At 35.8% G+C, this 18,118-nt stretch carries 17 protein-coding genes; 8 read left to right on the top strand and 9 right to left on the bottom strand.

Going from position 1 to position 18,118, the window contains the following annotated elements; all coding sequences use genetic code 11:
- Positions 1-47: 47 nt before the first annotated feature.
- The 8 genes from BUC06_RS18970 to BUC06_RS19000 form a co-directional block, all read right to left on the bottom strand.
- Entirely contained in the window at positions 48-1,346 is a 1,299-nt protein-coding gene (locus BUC06_RS18970; RefSeq protein ID WP_073335568.1) for an HlyD family secretion protein, read from the bottom strand.
- 43 nt (positions 1,347-1,389) lie between these two features.
- On the bottom strand, positions 1,390-3,582 hold the full coding sequence (locus tag BUC06_RS18975) for a peptidase domain-containing ABC transporter (RefSeq protein WP_073335569.1): 2,193 nt from the start codon (positions 3,580-3,582) through the stop codon (positions 1,390-1,392).
- A gap of 163 nt (positions 3,583-3,745) precedes the next feature.
- Entirely contained in the window at positions 3,746-3,940 is a 195-nt protein-coding gene (locus BUC06_RS23635) for a bacteriocin-like protein (RefSeq protein ID WP_123876942.1), read from the bottom strand.
- 65 nt (positions 3,941-4,005) lie between these two features.
- Positions 4,006-5,550: a vitamin K epoxide reductase family protein gene (locus tag BUC06_RS18980; protein WP_073335570.1), complete on the bottom strand. Its 1,545-nt coding sequence runs from the start codon at positions 5,548-5,550 to the stop codon at positions 4,006-4,008.
- A 764-nt stretch (positions 5,551-6,314) separates the two neighbouring features.
- Positions 6,315-7,274, bottom strand: a complete 960-nt coding sequence (locus BUC06_RS18985; RefSeq protein ID WP_228423839.1) for a DUF3810 domain-containing protein — start codon at positions 7,272-7,274, stop codon at positions 6,315-6,317.
- Positions 7,275-7,365: 91 nt separating this feature from the next.
- Complete coding sequence (locus tag BUC06_RS18990; RefSeq protein WP_073335572.1) at positions 7,366-9,135, bottom strand: MFS transporter; 1,770 nt, start codon at positions 9,133-9,135, stop codon at positions 7,366-7,368.
- Positions 9,136-9,174: 39 nt separating this feature from the next.
- Positions 9,175-9,903, bottom strand: a complete 729-nt coding sequence (locus tag BUC06_RS18995) for a lysophospholipid acyltransferase family protein (protein WP_073335573.1) — start codon at positions 9,901-9,903, stop codon at positions 9,175-9,177.
- Between the two features lie 3 nt (positions 9,904-9,906).
- Positions 9,907-10,365 carry a GtrA family protein gene (locus BUC06_RS19000; RefSeq protein WP_073335574.1) on the bottom strand — a complete coding sequence of 153 codons (459 nt, stop codon included), beginning with the start codon at positions 10,363-10,365 and terminating at the stop codon, positions 9,907-9,909.
- A 514-nt stretch (positions 10,366-10,879) separates the two neighbouring features.
- Between BUC06_RS19000 and BUC06_RS19005 the strand changes: the two genes are divergently transcribed.
- From BUC06_RS19005 to BUC06_RS19015, 3 genes are all read left to right on the top strand, one after another.
- The gene (locus BUC06_RS19005) at positions 10,880-11,143 is read left to right on the top strand and encodes a hypothetical protein (protein WP_073335575.1); all 264 of its coding nucleotides are present in this window, start codon (positions 10,880-10,882) and stop codon (positions 11,141-11,143) included.
- A gap of 75 nt (positions 11,144-11,218) precedes the next feature.
- The gene (locus BUC06_RS19010; protein ID WP_073335576.1) at positions 11,219-12,070 is read left to right on the top strand and encodes a BadF/BadG/BcrA/BcrD ATPase family protein; all 852 of its coding nucleotides are present in this window, start codon (positions 11,219-11,221) and stop codon (positions 12,068-12,070) included.
- Between the two features lie 16 nt (positions 12,071-12,086).
- The gene (locus tag BUC06_RS19015) at positions 12,087-14,375 is read left to right on the top strand and encodes an NADP-dependent malic enzyme (RefSeq protein ID WP_073335577.1); all 2,289 of its coding nucleotides are present in this window, start codon (positions 12,087-12,089) and stop codon (positions 14,373-14,375) included.
- Between the two features lie 121 nt (positions 14,376-14,496).
- Here the strand turns inward: BUC06_RS19015 and BUC06_RS19020 are convergent, their stop codons facing one another.
- Complete coding sequence (locus tag BUC06_RS19020) at positions 14,497-14,856, bottom strand: helix-turn-helix domain-containing protein (RefSeq protein WP_073335578.1); 360 nt, start codon at positions 14,854-14,856, stop codon at positions 14,497-14,499.
- A 189-nt stretch (positions 14,857-15,045) separates the two neighbouring features.
- On the opposite strand from BUC06_RS19020, the gene BUC06_RS23910 reads away from it, so the two are divergent.
- The 5 genes from BUC06_RS23910 to BUC06_RS19045 all read left to right on the top strand — a co-directional run bounded on the left by BUC06_RS23910 (position 15,046) and on the right by BUC06_RS19045 (position 18,112).
- Positions 15,046-15,219 carry a hypothetical protein gene (locus BUC06_RS23910; RefSeq protein ID WP_167367434.1) on the top strand — a complete coding sequence of 58 codons (174 nt, stop codon included), beginning with the start codon at positions 15,046-15,048 and terminating at the stop codon, positions 15,217-15,219.
- Positions 15,220-15,370: 151 nt separating this feature from the next.
- Positions 15,371-16,336: a grasp-with-spasm system ATP-grasp peptide maturase gene (gene gwsG, locus BUC06_RS19030; protein WP_073335580.1), complete on the top strand. Its 966-nt coding sequence runs from the start codon at positions 15,371-15,373 to the stop codon at positions 16,334-16,336.
- Positions 16,333-16,533, top strand: a complete 201-nt coding sequence (locus BUC06_RS19035) for a hypothetical protein (protein ID WP_073335581.1) — start codon at positions 16,333-16,335, stop codon at positions 16,531-16,533. Before gwsG ends, BUC06_RS19035 begins: the two co-directional genes overlap by 4 nt.
- Positions 16,508-17,506, top strand: coding sequence for a hypothetical protein (locus BUC06_RS19040; protein ID WP_073335582.1), 999 nt, complete (start codon positions 16,508-16,510; stop codon positions 17,504-17,506). Before BUC06_RS19035 ends, BUC06_RS19040 begins: the two co-directional genes overlap by 26 nt.
- Positions 17,507-17,512: 6 nt before the next feature.
- Positions 17,513-18,112, top strand: coding sequence for a hypothetical protein (locus BUC06_RS19045; protein ID WP_139263400.1), 600 nt, complete (start codon positions 17,513-17,515; stop codon positions 18,110-18,112).
- The last annotated feature ends 6 nt before the right edge of the window (positions 18,113-18,118 follow it).

The following is an 18,118-nucleotide window of genomic DNA, read 5'->3' on the forward strand; positions in this document are numbered from 1 at the left end:
GCAGCTTACATGAGCTGCGGTTTTATTTGATATCTGTATGGAATACATTAACTCTGGTATCCCAATAATTTTCTGATCTGGTAGAAGAATCTTTCGATAAGTCGGAGATCCTGAGTTACAATCTCTGCATTACCTCTTAGTTCTTTGTCAAAAACCAATTTTTTATTATAGCTGGTTTTTAATCCTTTAGGAAGAGTAATATCAACATAATAGTTTCCTTTATCATCGGGTATTAGAGATATGTTCTGTACTTTCCCTTCTACAATACCATATTCCTGGAATCGGTAGTTATCAAGTTTGATCAATACCTTCTGACCGGTAAGGACTTTTCCTGAATTAACGGTAGGGACAGACATTCTGCCTACCAGCTTCTCTTTGTTTGTCGGAAGTATGGAAAGGATAGGCTCTGCCGCTTTTACAAACTGGTTTTCACCGAAGAATTGTTGAAAACTGGCCATCCCATCTGTAGAAGAAATCACAAGATAATTCTGTTCCCATTGTTTCAAAGATTTACGAAGTTGCTCGAAAAGCTGTAAACTCTGCGAAGAATAGGTGATCTTATCTTTTTCTGTATTAATGGCTGTTCCGCTTTTTGTTTTATTAAGATTAGAAATACCTTCATCCATTTGGGAGATAGAAATATTAAGATTTTCAAGATTTTGCTGAGCCTGAAGATATTTTATTTTTTCGTTTTCAAGTTCCACAGATGCAATTACTCCCTGGTTGAATAATTCCTGAGATCTCTGATAGCTTTTCTTTGATAAATCATATTTAGCCAGTTCCAGACTTTTCTGCTGTTTTAGTGTAGCAATTCTTCCCCTGTATTCTGAAATACTTTGGTTAGCAGCTATATTTTCCGGTGCATAAGGCTGAAGTCTTGTAAAAAGTTCCTCATCCTGAAAAGCTTTTGCAAAACTGTTATAATCTCCCTGCAATTCACCCAGTTTAAATCTTGAGGTCTGAGCAATCGGGAAATTTTGCAGCTGTTGAGGCGAAATAGAATCCACCAGCTTTTTCAGTTCCAAAACATCTTTATAATTGGCCGTAGACTGCATGACCATCAGGACATCATTTTTCTTTACTTCCTGATGATCCTTGATAAAGATTTTTTCAATTTTTGAGCTCATCCGGGCCTCAATTTTCTCAGGGGGATTTTGTGAGGTAACGATCACCGGAGCAGAAACAAATTCCGGATATTTGATGATGTAGCTCATCACAAGGATAAGCAGAAGGATAACTAAAATAACGCTGTTTCCCCAGCGTATCATCCAATGAGGAGGCTGGGTGAGGATGTCCTGAACACTTTCCGAGCGGAGTTCAATATTGTCTAAGATGTCTTCTTTCATGTTTCTAAGATAGAATTTCCTCCATGTTTCAGAGGAAATAAAATTAATTTCCTAATTCCAGTTGATTTTTTACCAATCTGTAGTATTCTCCTTTTAAAGCCACAAGGTCAGCATGGCTACCTTCTTCTACTACTTTACCTTTATCCAGAACGATAATTTTATCAGCATGTTTTACCGTGGATAATCTGTGGGCAATGACGATAGCTGTCTTACCTTTAAAGAACTGCTCCAGGTTTTCCATAATGACTTTTTCATTATTGGCATCCAATGCTGAAGTCGCTTCATCAAAAAATATAAAATCCGGAGATTTGTAAACCGCTCTGGCAATGAATAGTCTTTGCTTCTGACCACCACTGACTCCCACACCCTCGTTTCCTATTTTTGTATTGTAGCTTAAAGGAAGACTCTCAATAAAATCTTTAATGTTGGCAATTTCCACGGCACGTCTCAATTTCTGTTTATCAACGTAATCTTCTCCTACCGCCACATTATTGGCTATCGTATCATTAAATACATATCCTTCCTGCATCACCACTCCGCAATGATCTCTCCAGAATCTTGGGGAAATATTTCTGAGCTGAGTATTTCCAAGTCTGATTTCTCCCGCCGTTGGTTCATAAAATTTCATCAGAAGTTTGAGTAGTGTTGTCTTTCCACTTCCGCTGGCCCCTACAATCGCCGTTGTCTTTTGATAAGGGATGCTGAGACTGAGGTCTTCAAATACAGGAACATCAGATCCTATATACCTGAATGATATATTGCTGACGTCAATGTCTTTCTGCGGAATTTCTCCGGCATACTGCTCATTTTTGTCCTCTTCATCTTCTTTGTCGTGAATCTCTCCCAATCTTTCAAGAGAGATTTTAGCATCCTGAGTTTGCTTGATAAAATCTATAAGTTGTAACAACGGACTATTCAGCTGGCCAATGATGTACTGTACAGAAAGCATCATCCCTAAAGTCAGATTTCCTTCTAATACGAGTTTGGCTGAAAGGAAACTTACCAGAATATCCTTCATCTGATTAATGAAGTTTCCTCCCACAGACTGCCACTGTTCAAGAGAAAGAGATTTTATTCTTATTTTAAATAATTTTACCTGCAGGAATTCCCAGTCCCAACGCTTCTGCTTTTCCGCGTTGTGCATTTTAATTTCCTGCATTCCGTTAATTAACTCGATGACTTTGCTCTGCTCCTGTGAAACCTGAGAGAATCTTTTATAATCCAATTCCTTTCTCTTGCTAAGGAAAAAGCTGATCCATCCAATGTATAGTGCTGCTCCTATAAGATAAACAACAAACAACCTATAGTCGTAAAATAACAGGACAATACTAAAGATTACCAGGTTGACCAAAGAAAATAGTGTATTTAACGAGGAACTCGTCAAAAGCTGTTCGATTCTGTGGTGGTCATTGATTCTTTGCATGATATCTCCCGTCATTCTCGTGTCGAAAAAGCTTATAGGAAGCTTCATCAGCTTGATAAAGAAATCTGAGATGATAGAAATATTGATCCTTGCTGACAAGTGGAGAAGAATCCAACTCCTAATCACTTCAATACCCATCCTTCCCAGAAACAACATGATCTGAGCTAAAAGGACAACGTAGATAAAGTTGAGATCCTGATTCTGTATCCCGACGTCTACAATACTCTGGGTAAGAAAAGGGAAAATAAGGGAAAGTAAACTTCCCGCCAGAAGGCCTACTGCAAGCTGTATGACAAGAGATTTATATTTCAGCAGATATTTGGATAGGAAAGAGAAGCTGGCTTTACTTTCCACTGTATCAAACTCTGTCTGAAAAAAGGCAGGTGTTGTTTCCAGAATAAGGGCAATTCCCTCTTCTGTGTTTTCATTAGCATTTTCCCCGATCCATAATTTGATAAATTCGTCCCGCGAATATGTGATAAGTCCGTAACTAGGATCTGAAATATAGACTTTATTGTTTTTATCTATTTTATAAACAACAACAAAGTGGTTCTTGTTCCAGTGGACTATGCAGGGAAAAGGAACTTCTTCTGCAAGGGTATTAAAATTGATCTGGACTCCAAGGGAACGGAATCCCAAGTCTTCTGATGCATCGCTCAGCCCTAAGAGGCTGCTTCCTTCACGGGTCGTTTCAGAAAGGGTACGGATCTGCTGCAGGGATATACTTCTGCCGTAATATTTACTTACAATTCTAAGGCAGGTAGGGCCGCAGTCTTTAGCATCCGGCTGTTTATAAAAGGGAAATTTCTTCAAAATTGATACTCATTATAAAATGTCGCCAAAATATGACGACATTTTTACTTATTCAAATTAATATTCAAATTTATATCGTTCATTTTATGATGCATCTTTATTGCATGCATCGATACAAAATAAAAGATCATTAATAGCTCACGCAGCTGGTATAAATGTTTTTTTAACCTTGCGGTGTGAAACCAATACCAGTATAGGGAGTACAATAATAAGTGTTTGGTCCTGCTCCTGCTATTGATCTGCACACCCCGTTGGCACAACACTGATCTCCACCACATTCTCCATCGTCCGGACATCTTCTAAATCCTCCTTTAATCGATTTTAAATTTTCTCTTGATATTTTCTTTAAGTTTTTCATAGTGCGATTTAGTTTTTTATTTTCCTACTCTTTTAAAGCTTTTCGGAATCCGCTTAATTTTTTTCCTAAGATAGTAAATTTTTCAATTCTTGAACATTTTCTTGTTGAAAGTCCTCATCTTCCATTAATTCATCAACGAAAAACCAAATGTCATCACGATCATACTTATCCGGAAATTGGTGCCCGTTAAGAATGAAAATGGGGGTGAAGTTCAATCCTGAGCTGTTGTTATCTTTCGTCATTTCAACAAATGATGTCAGATCTTCAGGTGCAGATGATCCTGATAGGGAAACGATTTTGTTCTCGTCTCTGTTTTCAAACCAATCTTCTACTGATTTCAGGAACTCTTTCTGTGGCTTATGATCATAAATATGTTTAAAAGCTGAAAGTAATTTGGTGTACTTTTCATCAGCTCTATCCGGTGAATAATTGAAACGGATCTGTACAGAAATATCATCAGGGTATTTTTCAAGTAATCCTTCCATGATTTTATGACCATCTTTACAAAAACCGCAATAAGGATTCGATACGATGGAAAGACGAAGTTTGGCGTCCTCATTTCCAAGTGAGAAAGTTTCAGTATCCTGGAATTCTATTTTTTCATTTTCCAAAAGCTGACTTTTGAAAAGTTCGTAATTTCTTTTAAATCTAAGGTTTTTAGCATTTGATTTCTGTAGGCTTTCTTTTTGAGAAAGAATGTTACTGAAGTATAAAACTGCAGAGAAAACAAGGATCCACAAAACAACTGTTAATAATAGCATTCCTATACTAAGGGGGGTATTCTGGAAAAAGAAGATGCTGAGAATCAACTGTCCGATAAGGATTGAAATGATCAGAAGACAAACTCTACAGAATGCTTTTTCTACGAAAGCCTGAATGTATAACGAATAGCCAATAGCCAATATGGAAACCAAAGTAAATCCTTTTACGATATATGCTGTCGCAGGAAGGAAAAGTCCCAATATGGCAAGCCCAGCAAAATAAATCAGAGAAAAGTCTGAAAACTTTAAACCTAAAATACTTGTTTTATCCTGCTTAATAATCTTATCACATGAATTGGTAACCTGTTTGGCAGAGGTATCTCCACAAATACTTCCTATCACAGTAGACGTAGCCCCGAATTTCTGATTGAAAATCTCCATAGAAATATAGACTCCCGCGAGGGAAAGAACATTAAAAAAAGCTTCGTATAGGTTTTGCGTGAAAAAAGAGTAAACAGTGATGATGGCAAAAACAACATATAAAAGAGGGGTAAAATTGAAGGCGACCTTGCTTTCGGCATTTTCGCTTTTTTCAAACAACAGTACGAAATCTGTAGATTTTTGATGGAGCTCTTCTTTATTTAGTGTTTTGGCTTTTTCGGAGTAAACTGAATAACTGGCTCCTGATTTTTTGACCAGAGAAAAGGAATTATCTACAATCGCGATAAATTCTTCCGGCAGCTCATCCCAATATTCCTTATCCAGTTCATAGGCATCATTTTTTACACCCATAAAGTTTAGGGTATCACTAAAAGCTAACGCAGAAGGGTAGTTAGGATGGGAATTGAACTGGAACGAAAATTCCTGTTTATCGAGTTTTAGATAGTTAATTAGTTTGTCAAAAATCATATTAATATTTTTAACTAAAATACGCAGATGTTTTAAAAAAACAAATTTTTTTCTTTTCTTAGTGATATAGTATTGTTAAATGCTTGATTATGTGGAAATATTATTGTGTTTTTTGCTTTATTTAGGTTAAAATGTAGCTGATTTCGCAATAGAATTTGAGACCTGTCATTCTTAATTTTGGATAAGATATTTCTTCAGAAAACTCAACTGGATAATTTTTGCTCCCTAAAAAAGTTCACTGTGAATTTCAGTAATTTTTTGAAAATGTGGATAATCTCCTTTTCGCTTTGATCAACAACTTCTTTTTCTTGTCCGAATTTAAGCATATCAAAAATCTTCTAAGTGAGTAAAAGAGAACTAATTTATAAATAGAATTATTACTCTTTTAACAGTCATTTGTATCTGTTAAAACAATAATAACTCTAATTTTTTGATATTCAAAATCGAATAGAAATGCAATACGATATTATTAAACAATTGTTTAGTTTTATGGGGTTTTAACGCTCTGGAACATGATTAGGTAGCGAATTATTGTTGAATTGGTTGTTTTTGTAAAATTATAATTTTTGAAGATAAACTCAAAAAAACTTAAAAAATCATAAAGTTTTCTTAAAGTTTTAAAAAAGGAGGGAAATGTTTTTGTATTTATAAAATATGTTGTACTTTTACATCGCCTTGAATGAGGGAACAAGTCAAGGTAATAAATTTTTTTTCATCATTTGTGTTTTTAGAATCGTATCGCCTGATACGATTCTTTTTTTTGTTTATGACTTTTCGTAGTTCAGTAAGAGATCAATAAAGTAAGAATAAGTAACAGCTCCTTCCTGCTGATTACTTTTTAAAAACAGGTTATTGGTAAACCCAAAGAAATCATCAAGCCAGCCCTGGTGTCTGAAGATAAAACTTCTTTCATACCTTCTGTCTCTTTTCATGGCTGGAGAATATTCGTTGAGAATATTTTTGACAAAGGCAGGATCTTCCTCAGCAATAAATCTTAAAAGGCTTTTTAAAGTAAAATATTCAGTGCTGTATCTCAGATCATTATTTTTAGCATTGACACCAATCAGATAACCCACAAAATTGGCTTCCTGTTCTCTTGCAAAACCCAGCTGGTGTGAGCTTTCATGAGCAGAAGTAAATGGAATAAAGGTATGGGGAAGCTCAGCATTGTATTGTGCTTCTGCAGTAAAAGGATTGTAATACCCTAATATTCCGGTAAAATTCATCACACTTTTAAAAAGACTGGGTTTGAAAGCATTGATCTGTGGTGCTTCTTTATCGGAAATATATTTTGGAAGTTGCGCCTGTTGGCGAAGAATTTCAGTTTGTATAGCATTCAGATCCGTAATAATGAATACTCCATTTTTATCTTCCCGTACAGATTGCCTGGTCGCTTTGCATTTTTTAAGATAGAGGAGAGCCAGTACTTTTGCTTTAGCAACTTCCGGTTCTTTTTGGCTGGACAGTTTCTTGATAACAGGAGTCTGAAAGTACAGCATGCCCCAACAGATCTGATAAATGAAGTAGAAGATATTAAGGACGGTAAGAAGCCTTAAGATCGACCTGTTTCTGGTTGTCTTTTTAAAACATAGAATAAAGGAGTACAAAAGAAAAACGCCTAAAAGGATATAGATAAAATCTCCGAAAGAAAATGGAATCCAGCTAAAAAGCAGTTGATGAATTTTCTTCTGCATTTCAAAGAACCATTCAAAAAATACAATCATTACTTTCATTTTAGAGAAAGCATAGAACAAAAGAAATTGGGCAAGTAATACACCTGCCCAAAATCTTTTCTTATATATTGTTTTTGTTGTATTAGTGACCTCCATCAGATTCTAAAATATCAACATTGATTCCCTGTTTAGACAAAGCCTTCTTGGTGATGTATGCGAATAATGCAATATATGCAAAACAAAGCACAGGAATAAAATAGGAATTATGGATTCCGATAATATCAGATAATTTACCCTGTAGCGGTGGAATAATACCTCCCCCTAGAATCATCATCACAAGGAATGCTGACCCCTGAGCAGTATATTTTCCTAAGCCGGTAATTGCTAAAGTAAAGATTGATGGCCACATGATGCTACAGGCAAGACCTCCGGAAAGGAATGCATAAATAGCTATATTTCCAGTGGTAAGAAGTCCTACGATCATGGCTGTTACTCCAAACAATCCGAAAATAGTAAGTGTTGCAGCTGGTTTGTTTTTGCTGATCAGGAATAAGATAACCTGAATCGCAATACAGATAGCATAGAAATAAAGGTGTGACATGTCTTTCTGAGCAACCGTATTGATTCCGATAATAACTAAGAATGCCACAAAAGGCACAACAATGGTAGCAATGGTTTGCTGCTGTTTGTTCAGATTAAATACAGCAATGGCACCAGTCCATCTTCCGATCATTAAACTTCCCCAGTACATCGAAATATAAGGAGCAAGGTCCGAAGACTGATGTCCGCCGAATGCCGGTGTACTTAATAGCTCTCCCAGATTACTTCCTATTGCAACTTCTACTCCCACATAGCAGAGAATGGCGATCATTCCCAATACAAGCTGTGGATACTTCATAGCGCCCCAGCCCTCCGGATTCTTTTTCGAACGGGTGTTGGCAAAAAGAAGACAAACGATAACAGAAAGCAATGCTCCTCCAAGGTAAATCATTCTTTCTTTTTCAAGAGGATGTTTTATCGTTTCAAGTTCTGTTTTTTTATGATCGATCTGTGTTTTGAATTCAGCCGTTTTTGTAGCATCGGTCTCTTTTTTCAAACTAGAGTCCAGCACTGAAATCTCACTGCTTAATACTTCAATTTTTTTAGCTTCTTCAGAATTGTAGCTGCTGAATACCGGAATGAAAAATAAGATAACCAATATCGTCATGGCGATCAAAGTTTTTCTTGCTTTTCCAGCTTTTTCCATGGGCTCATTAGAGATTCCGTCAGGAAGTTTTTTAGAGAAATAGAAAACTCCGGCAGCAATTAAAAATAAAGCTCCTACCGCGGTATACAGTAAAATTACTTTATCCAGCGCCAGATGTTTGATCTGATCGTCATCTACGGTGGCCGTTGTTCCAAAAAGAGCAAGTCCTACGATAATAGGCCCGATTGATGTTCCAAAGGAATTGATTCCTCCAGCTAAATTCTGTCTGCTGGCCCCTGTTTTGGGATCTCCCAAAAGTACTGCAAAAGGGTTGGCAGCAGTTTGCTGAATGGAAAAACCTAGAGCCACAACGAAAAGTCCAATGAGCATTCCGTAATAGACATTGGCTTTAACGGCCAGAATCATAATCGCAGCTCCTACAGCTGACAGAAGCAGTCCGTAGACAATACTCCTTTTGTATCCCCATTTGCCTATAATATCAATCCCTTTAATTGTACTGGATATGAACAGCAATAACGCTCCAAGAAAATAGGCTGTATAAAATGCAAAGTCTATTAATTGGGACTGAAATTGGTCAAGGGAAAAATAGTTTTTACAAAAGGGGATGAAAATACTATTGCCGGCTGCAATAAAACCCCAGAAAAAAAATACAAGCACCAGGGTATATAGTGCAGGGTAATTAGTCGGTTGATTTGTTTTAGACATGTTTGTTAAAAATTTCGCAAACAAATATAACTATTTCTTTTATATAGAGTGTTCCAGCAGCGTTTTTTTTATCTCCTCAAAAGCTTCTGTTTTTAGATCTTTCGGAGAACCTGAGGGTTGCAGGATTCCGTTGAAATATACCTTGACCCGTCCCGGATAGCCTTTTGAACTGTCGAAAGGGAAAATTTCTTTCAGACCCACAAAGGTATATACTGCGATCGGCGACTGATGTTTGAAAGATAAAGTAAATGCTCCGTCTTTAAATTCATCAAGAATAATAGTAGTATCATCCGGGACGCCCCCTTCAGGAAATATAGCAATACTGTTTCCTTCTTCCATTTTTTCAGCGCATCTTCTGTACACATCTGCACGGCTTCTGGCACTGCTCCGGTCTACCATCACGCATATCCTTTTATATATGGTACCGAAAATCGGTATTTTCACCAATTCTTTCTTTCCCACAAAACAAATAGGGTGATCAGGCATCAGGATACAGGTGAGCATAATATCCATAATCGATGTGTGGTTCGAAATGAAAACGTATGGTTTGTTTCTGTCTTTTTTCTGATCAGAAAGATTGATGAGATCATACCTTAAACCCATCCCGTAAAACATCCCGAAACACCAGATGCGGATAAACCGGTAAGCGTATTTGTAATGCTTTTTATTGAAAGATAAAATGTAAACAGGGATTCCCATTGTAACTGTTAAGACAAATGCCAGTAGCAGCAACCAGAATCTCCAGAGATAATTTAAAATTTTTGTCACAGCCTAACCGTTAAAAATTACTTTCTTTTTCACTGAATAATTAAGAATGGAAACCAGCAGGATTGCCGCAATCTTACTGATCATTTCCGGGCTTAAGGTATAAAAAATTAAATTGATATTGTCCTTAAATATAAAGCTGTAAAAAATCTGGAAAAATCCTAAACTTACCAATGTTGAAACAAAAGAAACACCCATAAAGTATGCAAATTCTTTTTTCTTAGAATGCTTTCCTCTTTCAAAGACAAACCAGATACTTAAAAAGTAATTCGTGATGATCCCGCAGCTGGTGGAGAGAATATTACTTAAAGGATAATGAATGCCATGAAAATTGGTTTCTCTGGCAAAAAAGTGGGGAAGGTAAGTACTGAATGCCTTGAAGCTTCCAATTTCTACAACAGCACTCAGCCCTCCGGCTATAATGAAGAACAAAACCTGTTTCTGGCGTATTAGTAATTCTCTCATTCAATAGATATGAAGATGCAAATTTATAATTATATGTTAATAATGTAAGAATAAAAGGTCATTTTAAAATAGAAATTTACTTCATTGTACTGACAGGTAATGAAATAGGTGTTTTTTTAGCCTTCGATAAAATAGTTTTCGGTAGTTAAAGAGGAGATTTAGTCTTGCAAAAACTTTGTGTAATGAGTTAAAAAAAATGAGAGAAATTACTTTATGAAATTTTATAAAGTGATCAAACATCATGACAATCGGTCTAGGCTAAAGGCATTCACATTACTAAGTGATTTTTAGCTCTACGGTATTGTGATAAATAGATGTTAAACATTGAAAAAAGTTGTTAATTTTTTTTTTTGAATCAAAATAATTTCTAAATTTAATATTCAGAATGATGTGATTATAACCTGATAATAAATTCATTTTCAACTTCTTGTGTTGATGGTTTTTTCTATCTTGTAATGCGCACTATAACGCATACTACCTTAATTTTTACGACCCAATTTATAACAATATTTGTATGAAAAGTCAAAACAAATACAGAAAATTCCAGCTTCAGCAAAAAAATATTGAGGCTCTTGAGAGAGAGAATTCCCGCTTCAAAAGAGTGTATTCAGAATATGAAAATATGGCAGACGAATTGTGGAACCTTGAAAACTCCACAGACCAGCCTGTTCCAGATGATTTTATCAATGCCATTATGCTTCAGAGTTCTTATCTTGAGGACGAAATTGAAGACTGGCTGATCAAGTTTAATAATCAAAAAGCTGATATAAAACATTAGAAGCTTCCAGTCTGTTTTTAAACGCTATTTGAAGATAAATTCATAATTTAGCATCCTTAAACTAAAATGTAAAATATGGTTGCTATTGTTGATAGTGGTTCTACCAAATCAGATTGGGTGATCCTGGATGACTTCAAAAAAGTGTTTTTAAAAACAGAAACTATCGGCTTTAATCCTAATTTTATCAACAGGGAACTTATCGTTCCTGAAATAGAAAAGAACAGCAGCCTTATATTGGTCAGAAATTCCATAACCAAGATTTTCTTTTATGGTTCAGGATGTGGTGTGAAAAAAAACTGCGAAACTATAGAAGAAGAGCTGAAAAAGATATTCACAAAAGCTGAAGTTGTGGTGAAAGAGGATCTTATGGCTGCGGCGTATGCTGCTTATGGAGGGAAACCTGCCGTAGTTTGCATTTTAGGAACAGGCTCAAATTCATGCTATTTTGATGGCGAAAACCTTAAAATAAAACTTCCTTCCCTTGGTTTTCTTATTGGAGACGAAGGAAGCGGAAGTGCTATTGGAAAACAGCTGGTACGCAGATACTTTATGCAAAAGCTGCCTTCAGATCTTCTTGCAGAATTTGAGCAGAATTATACACTGACTGTGGAAGATGCATTGCAAAATATGTATCACAGTCCGAGGCCTAATGCCTATCTTGCCGATTTCAATAAATTTGTCATCGAAAGAAAGGATCATCCTTATTTAAAAGATATGGTATATAAAGAGATGAAAGATTTCTTTGAATACCAGGTGATTCCGTACGAAGAATCAAAAGAGGCCGAGATCAATTTCATCGGCTCTATCGCTTATTATTACGAAGATATTCTACGCTCAGTGGCGGAAGAATTACATTTAACTGTTGGGCATGTTGTCCAGAAACCAATCGAAAGTTTAGTAGATTACCATATTAAGTATATACTTTAATAAAAAACAAAATTCTATGTCAAGTAAAACCCACCGCGACGAAAAGAACTTTAATCAGGCCGCGTTAGATTATCATAAAGCCGAACCTAAAGGAAAAATCGAAGTGATTCCTTCGAAGCCTCACTCTTCTCAAAGAGATTTATCATTGGCATACTCACCAGGGGTGGCAGTTCCTTGTATGGAAATCCACGATAAGCCTGAAACCGTTTACGACTACACAGGAAAAGGAAACCTTGTGGCAGTAATTTCCAATGGAACGGCTGTTTTAGGTCTTGGTGATATCGGAGCTGAAGCTTCAAAACCGGTAATGGAAGGAAAAGGTCTTTTGTTCAAGATCTTTGCAGATATCAATGTCTTTGATATTGAAATCGATGAAAAAGATCCGGACAAATTTATTCAGATTGTAAAAGGGATTGCGCCTACATTCGGAGGAATCAATCTTGAAGATATTAAAGCACCGGAAGCTTTCTACATCGAGCAGAGACTGAAAGAAGAGCTTGATATTCCTTTAATGCACGATGATCAGCACGGAACGGCTATTATTTCAGCCGCTGCACTGATCAACTCACTGCAAATCGCCAATAAAAATATCGCAGAAGTAAGAATGGTCGTGAACGGAGCCGGAGCGGCTGCCATTGCATGTACCAACTTATACATTTCTTTAGGTCTGAAGAGAGAAAATGTTTTGATGTGCGACAGTAAAGGAGTGATCAATCATAAAAGAGAAAATCTTACCCCTGAAAAAATAGATTTCATTGCCAATACCGATATCGATACACTGGAAGATGCCGTAAAAGGTTCTGATGTTTTCATTGGTCTGTCAAAAGGAAATGTAATGACTCCGGAAATGCTTTCCAGCATGAAGGAAAATCCTATCGTTTTTGCTTTGGCCAACCCCGATCCTGAAATTGCTTATGACCTTGCTCTTGAAACCCGTAAAGATGTGATCATGGCAACAGGAAGAAGTGACTATCCTAACCAGGTGAACAATGTATTGGGATTCCCTTACATTTTCCGCGGAGCATTAGACGTTCAGGCAAAAGGAATCAACGAGGAAATGAAGCTGGCGGCCGTACATGCTATCGCTGATCTTGCAAAAGAACCGGTACCGGAAGCTGTAATCTTGGCGTATAATGTTCAGAACTTGCAGTTTGGAAGAGAATATTTTATTCCAAAACCGTTTGATAACAGACTGATCACCAAAGTATCCAGTGCTGTAGCAAAAGCAGCTATCGAAAGTGGTATTGCCAGAAAAACCATTGAAGACTTCGAAGAATACGAAACCCAGCTGCTAGACAGAATGGGAAGAGATGAGAAGTTGGTAAGAATGATGCAGAGCCGTGCCAAATCGAATCCGAAGAGAATCACTTTAGGAAATGCTGAAGAATACAACGTATTGAAAGCAGCGCAGATTCTTTACGAAGAAGGAATTGCATTCCCAAGTCTTTTAGGAGATAAAAAATACATCAAAGAACAGATGGAGCGTTTCGGTATCAATCTGGATATTCCGATTATCGATCCAAGTGATGACGATCAGAAAGAAAACAGAAAAAGATACAGAGAAACACTTTGGAAACTTCGTCAGAGAAAAGGCATGAACGAGTACAAAGCGAAAAGATATGTACGTCAGAGAGATTATTTCGGTCCTTTAATGTTGAGACACGGAGATACAGACGGACTTATTGTAGGTTTCTCTAAAAACTATACCTCAGTACTTCGTCCAGTTTTAGAAGTGATCGAAAAAGATAAAGGAGTAGATAAAGTGGCAGCGATGATGATGATTCTTTCAGAGAAGAAACCTATTTTCTTTGCAGACACATCCATCAATCAGAATCCTACCGCTGAAGACCTTGTGAATATTGCTAAAATGGCAGAAATTACAGTGAAATCTTTTGCAATAGAACCTAGAATTGCCATGCTTGGTTTCGAAAACTTTGCGGCAATCTCTGAGACCTCCAAAAAAGTAGCCAAAGCGGTAAGCATCCTTCACGAGAAATATCCTAAAATGATTGTTGATGGGGAAATTCAGCCCGATTTTGCAATGAATGCAGATCATTTGAGTGATTATCCATTCTCAAAATTAGGAACAACGCCTGCCAATACCTTTGTTTTCCCAAATCTTGAAAGTGCCAACCTTTCTTACAAGATCATCAGAGGAATGAAAGTAGCACAGGTGATAGGACCCATCTTAATGGGACTAAAACAACCGGTTCACGTTTTACAGATGCGTTCAAGTGTAGATGAGATCGTAAACCTGGCCACTGTAGCAGTACTTGATGCCCAAAGAAGAGAAAACAAGAAGTAATAAGAATCTTTTGTATTAAAAGGAGATTTAAAAAATATAAGAGCCGTTTCACAATTTGTGAAGCGGCTCTTAATATTTTCAGATTTATATTTTTAAGACAGTTCAAGACTGTATAATCAGTTTATTTCGGTGCCTTTAATTTAATATTCTCTTTTAAAAGCTCCATATTTTCTTTTTCTAATTTCTCAATATATTTTTGTTGAGTTTCCAGAATAAAATCAGGGACATTTAAATAAGTAATGTGGGAACCTGATAATTGATCTTGGGACTGTAAGGCAGATTTTTCTTGATGGTCTTTAATATCCTCTAAGGGTACATTCAGTGCTTTTGCAAGCTTCTCCCATTCATCATCGTAAATTTTAACTTTTCCACGTTCTTTGCGGGAATAATTTGAAGCATCTGTACCTAATATCTGCCCTAATTGCAACTGGGAGAAACCCATCTGTATCCTTAGCTTTTTTAAGTTTTCCTGAATTTTCATGTTATGATGTTTTTTACAAATTTGCATATTTGGTAAATTATCTGCAAGGAAAATACAGGAAAATTGCATATTATTTCTTCGTTGGGTGATTTTTAACTTGTATATTGAGCATGTCAATAGTGGCAAATCAAACTAAAAATTTAACCTATGAAAAAATTAGAAAACCTAAAAGGAAAAAAATTAGGGAACATGAAAGACGTTATTGCTGGAGCGAGAACGTTAGGCTCAGTGGGAATAGCTGGAGGAACTAATGTGTCTTTGGCCGGTCCATGTGGAGGAACGGGTACTGCAAGTGATCCTCATGTTTTAGAAACAGTAACCATTTATTCTAGTGGAGGCGGGAAAAATGACGGATGCGATTAGTATTCCTTTTCTGTAACATCTAAAGAGGCTGTCCCAAAAGGTAAATTCTACTCTGAAAATTTCCTGAATGACAAATAATTGTTAACCAAGAAGCCGGAAGAGGAGTACTTTTGAGACAGTCTCTTCCTCTATTTATGTAACTTTAGAAAATATGATTTTAATTTTATCAACTCCAAATGATGATGATACCAATCTGGTGATGGAACATTTGGCTATTCTTGGAGAAAAATTTATCAGAATAAACGATCTGGATTTATTTAATGGAAACACCAGAATGCATTACGAGCAGTCTTCCGAAAATAGGCTGTTTGTTGAGAATATACATTTCGGAAAGATAGATTTATCGGATATTAAATGTGTGTGGTACAGAAAATTCGGATTCTTTGATAAATTTAAACAAAAATTAGCAGGAGAAACGAATGTGGAAATGCTGGAATATTTAAAAGCAGAGTATACTGCTGCATTGGATGTTTTTTTTGAATTTTTAAAGGAAAAGAAATGGCTTAATCATTACTTAAGTGTTAAAAGGTTGAATAAAATCGGTGCTCTAGTCGCTTCACAGAAAATAGGATTGAAGACACCAGAAACCTATATAACAAACGGTAACAGTTTGTTGGATTTTGAAAAACCATATATTACCAAATCTATAAAAGACGGTACAATTATCAATGCCAGTGATAAAACATTTTTTTTTATGACAAAGGAAGTTAAGGTTAAGACAATGGATCGGTATAAAATTTTTTTTCCCAGTTTATTTCAAGAGAAAATCGATAAGGAATATGAGCTCAGGGTTTTTCATTTAAACGGGAAAAACTATCCTATGGCCATTTTCTCTCAGAGGGATTCCCAAACCGGTGTGGATTACAGACATTACAACTACAGTAAACCGAACAGAATGATTTCTTATACTCTTCCTGAAGGAGTAGATGAAAAGATATGCAGACTGATGAAAAATCTGGGATTAGATACAGGTTCGCTGGATATTATAAAAGGGAAGGATGGAGAATACTATTTTCTGGAAATAAATCCTTCGGGACAGTTTAGGATGACCTCGTTGCCATGCAATTATAATCTTCATTACGAGGTAGCACACAGCTTAAAAAAAATGAACACATGAAAAAAACATTACTGAAAGAACTGGGATATGAGAAGAAAAAAGAACTGCTTCCTGTTATTTTCGCCCATACAACCCCAATGGATGTAAAAAAAATAAAAAGGGATCGGCCATTCAGAATAATTGATACTTTCATGCACCAGTCGGAAATCTATTGTTTAAGAATATATAAAGATGGAATCAACATATCTACAGAATAACAATGGTAAATATATCCATGTATTTTCATGTTGTATACCGGTTAAAGGACATGAACGAGGGGCCATATATGATCTTCAGAGAGAAGAAATTGAACTGGTACCCAATACAATGATCGATTTTTTGAACCATATTAAAAATAAAAAATTAAACCTGATCCTTGAAGAATTCAGATCAGATGTGATGGCTAAAAAGTATCTTGATTTCTTACAAAAAAATGAATTTATTTTTTATTCGGATACGCTTTTCTTTCCTGAGTTGGCTGATAAAAGTATCAATGAAGACACAGCCATCCTACAGTTTATGACTATCATATTGTCGGATTTTATGAGTGATAATCTGGATACCATCGTAAAAAATGTCAATAAACTGGGGGTGAAAAGACTGCATATTCACATCGATAAACGAAACTGTATGAGTACAATAAATGATATTCTGCTCTTATTGGAATATTCAAGAGTGACGAATATATCATTTTCAGTTCCCTATCAAAAAATTGACAGGAAATTATATAACAACAACAGGCTGAAATTTTTATATCTTTTCAACTCTCCTAAAGAAAAAATAGAAACGAATAACGAAGTGTTGAGTATCTATATAAAAATTAACGATACGAAGATGTTCTTGCCCAAATTTAATGTCAATACTTTAGATATTAATACGACAGCCTATAACATTGCAAAAAACTACAACCTATCCATCTATAAAACTGTATTTGTAGATGAGCACGGAAAAATTAAATTTAATATATCGGATGAAATAAGCTATGGTAAGATCACAGATTCATTTGAAAGAATAAAAGACAATGTAGTACCGGAATTATCAAAGCTTTGGAATATAAAAAAAGATGATATAGCCCCGTGTAATATTTGTGAGTTCAGATTCTGCTGTACAGCGGTTTATGTACCTTTCAAAACGGATAATGGCTATGCCGTAAGCTGTAATTATAATCCATGCAAAGCCGAATTTAACTGAAATAATATGCATAAAAAACTAACAATACTGTGTACACTGCTCTTTTTAAGCCTTACAATGCAGAGTTGTAAAAATTACTATTACTTACAGCATACACCCGCAGTCAATGATGAAGAGGGTAATAATATTCATACTCTAAAGTTTGCCAAAGAAAATATACAGTTTGTGACTTTCGCCGATTATCAGATCAATACGGTCAACAAAAAATACATTTTCTTTAAGACCAAAGACGTAGATGACATATTGAAAAGAAATATTAAAAAAACTTCCAGCGGACAATTTTTATTTATGTATACGAATATGAGTATTTATAATAATCTGCTGGGATTCTATTATGAAAACGTAACATTGGAAGAGATCATCAAAGACTACGGCACAATAGCAGATGCCGATATGGAGAATGGTGTTTTGTATACCTATAATTCGGGGAAATTTAATGTAGTTGATATTTATAGAAAATATGACGGCGGAGTCGTGAGATTTATTAATGTGAACAATCCGGAGGTGGAAGATCCCCAAAATAAAAAATTTCACCTTGAAGTCAGGAACCTGTTTTTTGATCTCAACAAAAAATTATGGGATAAAAATGCAGCTGACTTCCAATAATTAAGA

Origin of the sequence: Chryseobacterium carnipullorum (genome assembly GCF_900142785.1) — a bacterium.
Taxonomy (GTDB): domain Bacteria; phylum Bacteroidota; class Bacteroidia; order Flavobacteriales; family Weeksellaceae; genus Chryseobacterium; species Chryseobacterium carnipullorum.

What these genes read in the sequence shown, in the direction of transcription:
- BUC06_RS18970 (WP_073335568.1), bottom strand. Translation starts at nt 1,346, where the DNA reads ATGAAAGAAGACATCTTAGACAATATTGAACTCCGCTCGGAAAGTGTT.
- BUC06_RS23635 (WP_123876942.1), bottom strand. Translation starts at nt 3,940, where the DNA reads ATGAAAAACTTAAAGAAAATATCAAGAGAAAATTTAAAATCGATTAAA.
- BUC06_RS18980 (WP_073335570.1), bottom strand. Translation starts at nt 5,550, where the DNA reads ATGATTTTTGACAAACTAATTAACTATCTAAAACTCGATAAACAGGAA.
- BUC06_RS18985 (WP_228423839.1), bottom strand. Translation starts at nt 7,274, where the DNA reads ATGATTGTATTTTTTGAATGGTTCTTTGAAATGCAGAAGAAAATTCAT.
- BUC06_RS18990 (WP_073335572.1), bottom strand. Translation starts at nt 9,135, where the DNA reads ATGTCTAAAACAAATCAACCGACTAATTACCCTGCACTATATACCCTG.
- BUC06_RS19000 (WP_073335574.1), bottom strand. Translation starts at nt 10,365, where the DNA reads ATGAGAGAATTACTAATACGCCAGAAACAGGTTTTGTTCTTCATTATA.
- BUC06_RS19005 (WP_073335575.1), top strand. Translation starts at nt 10,880, where the DNA reads ATGAAAAGTCAAAACAAATACAGAAAATTCCAGCTTCAGCAAAAAAAT.
- BUC06_RS19010 (WP_073335576.1), top strand. Translation starts at nt 11,219, where the DNA reads ATGGTTGCTATTGTTGATAGTGGTTCTACCAAATCAGATTGGGTGATC.
- BUC06_RS19015 (WP_073335577.1), top strand. Translation starts at nt 12,087, where the DNA reads ATGTCAAGTAAAACCCACCGCGACGAAAAGAACTTTAATCAGGCCGCG.
- BUC06_RS19020 (WP_073335578.1), bottom strand. Translation starts at nt 14,856, where the DNA reads ATGAAAATTCAGGAAAACTTAAAAAAGCTAAGGATACAGATGGGTTTC.
- BUC06_RS23910 (WP_167367434.1), top strand. Translation starts at nt 15,046, where the DNA reads ATGAAAGACGTTATTGCTGGAGCGAGAACGTTAGGCTCAGTGGGAATA.
- gwsG (WP_073335580.1), top strand. Translation starts at nt 15,371, where the DNA reads ATGATTTTAATTTTATCAACTCCAAATGATGATGATACCAATCTGGTG.
- BUC06_RS19035 (WP_073335581.1), top strand. Translation starts at nt 16,333, where the DNA reads ATGAAAAAAACATTACTGAAAGAACTGGGATATGAGAAGAAAAAAGAA.
- BUC06_RS19040 (WP_073335582.1), top strand. Translation starts at nt 16,508, where the DNA reads ATGGAATCAACATATCTACAGAATAACAATGGTAAATATATCCATGTA.
- BUC06_RS19045 (WP_139263400.1), top strand. Translation starts at nt 17,513, where the DNA reads ATGCATAAAAAACTAACAATACTGTGTACACTGCTCTTTTTAAGCCTT.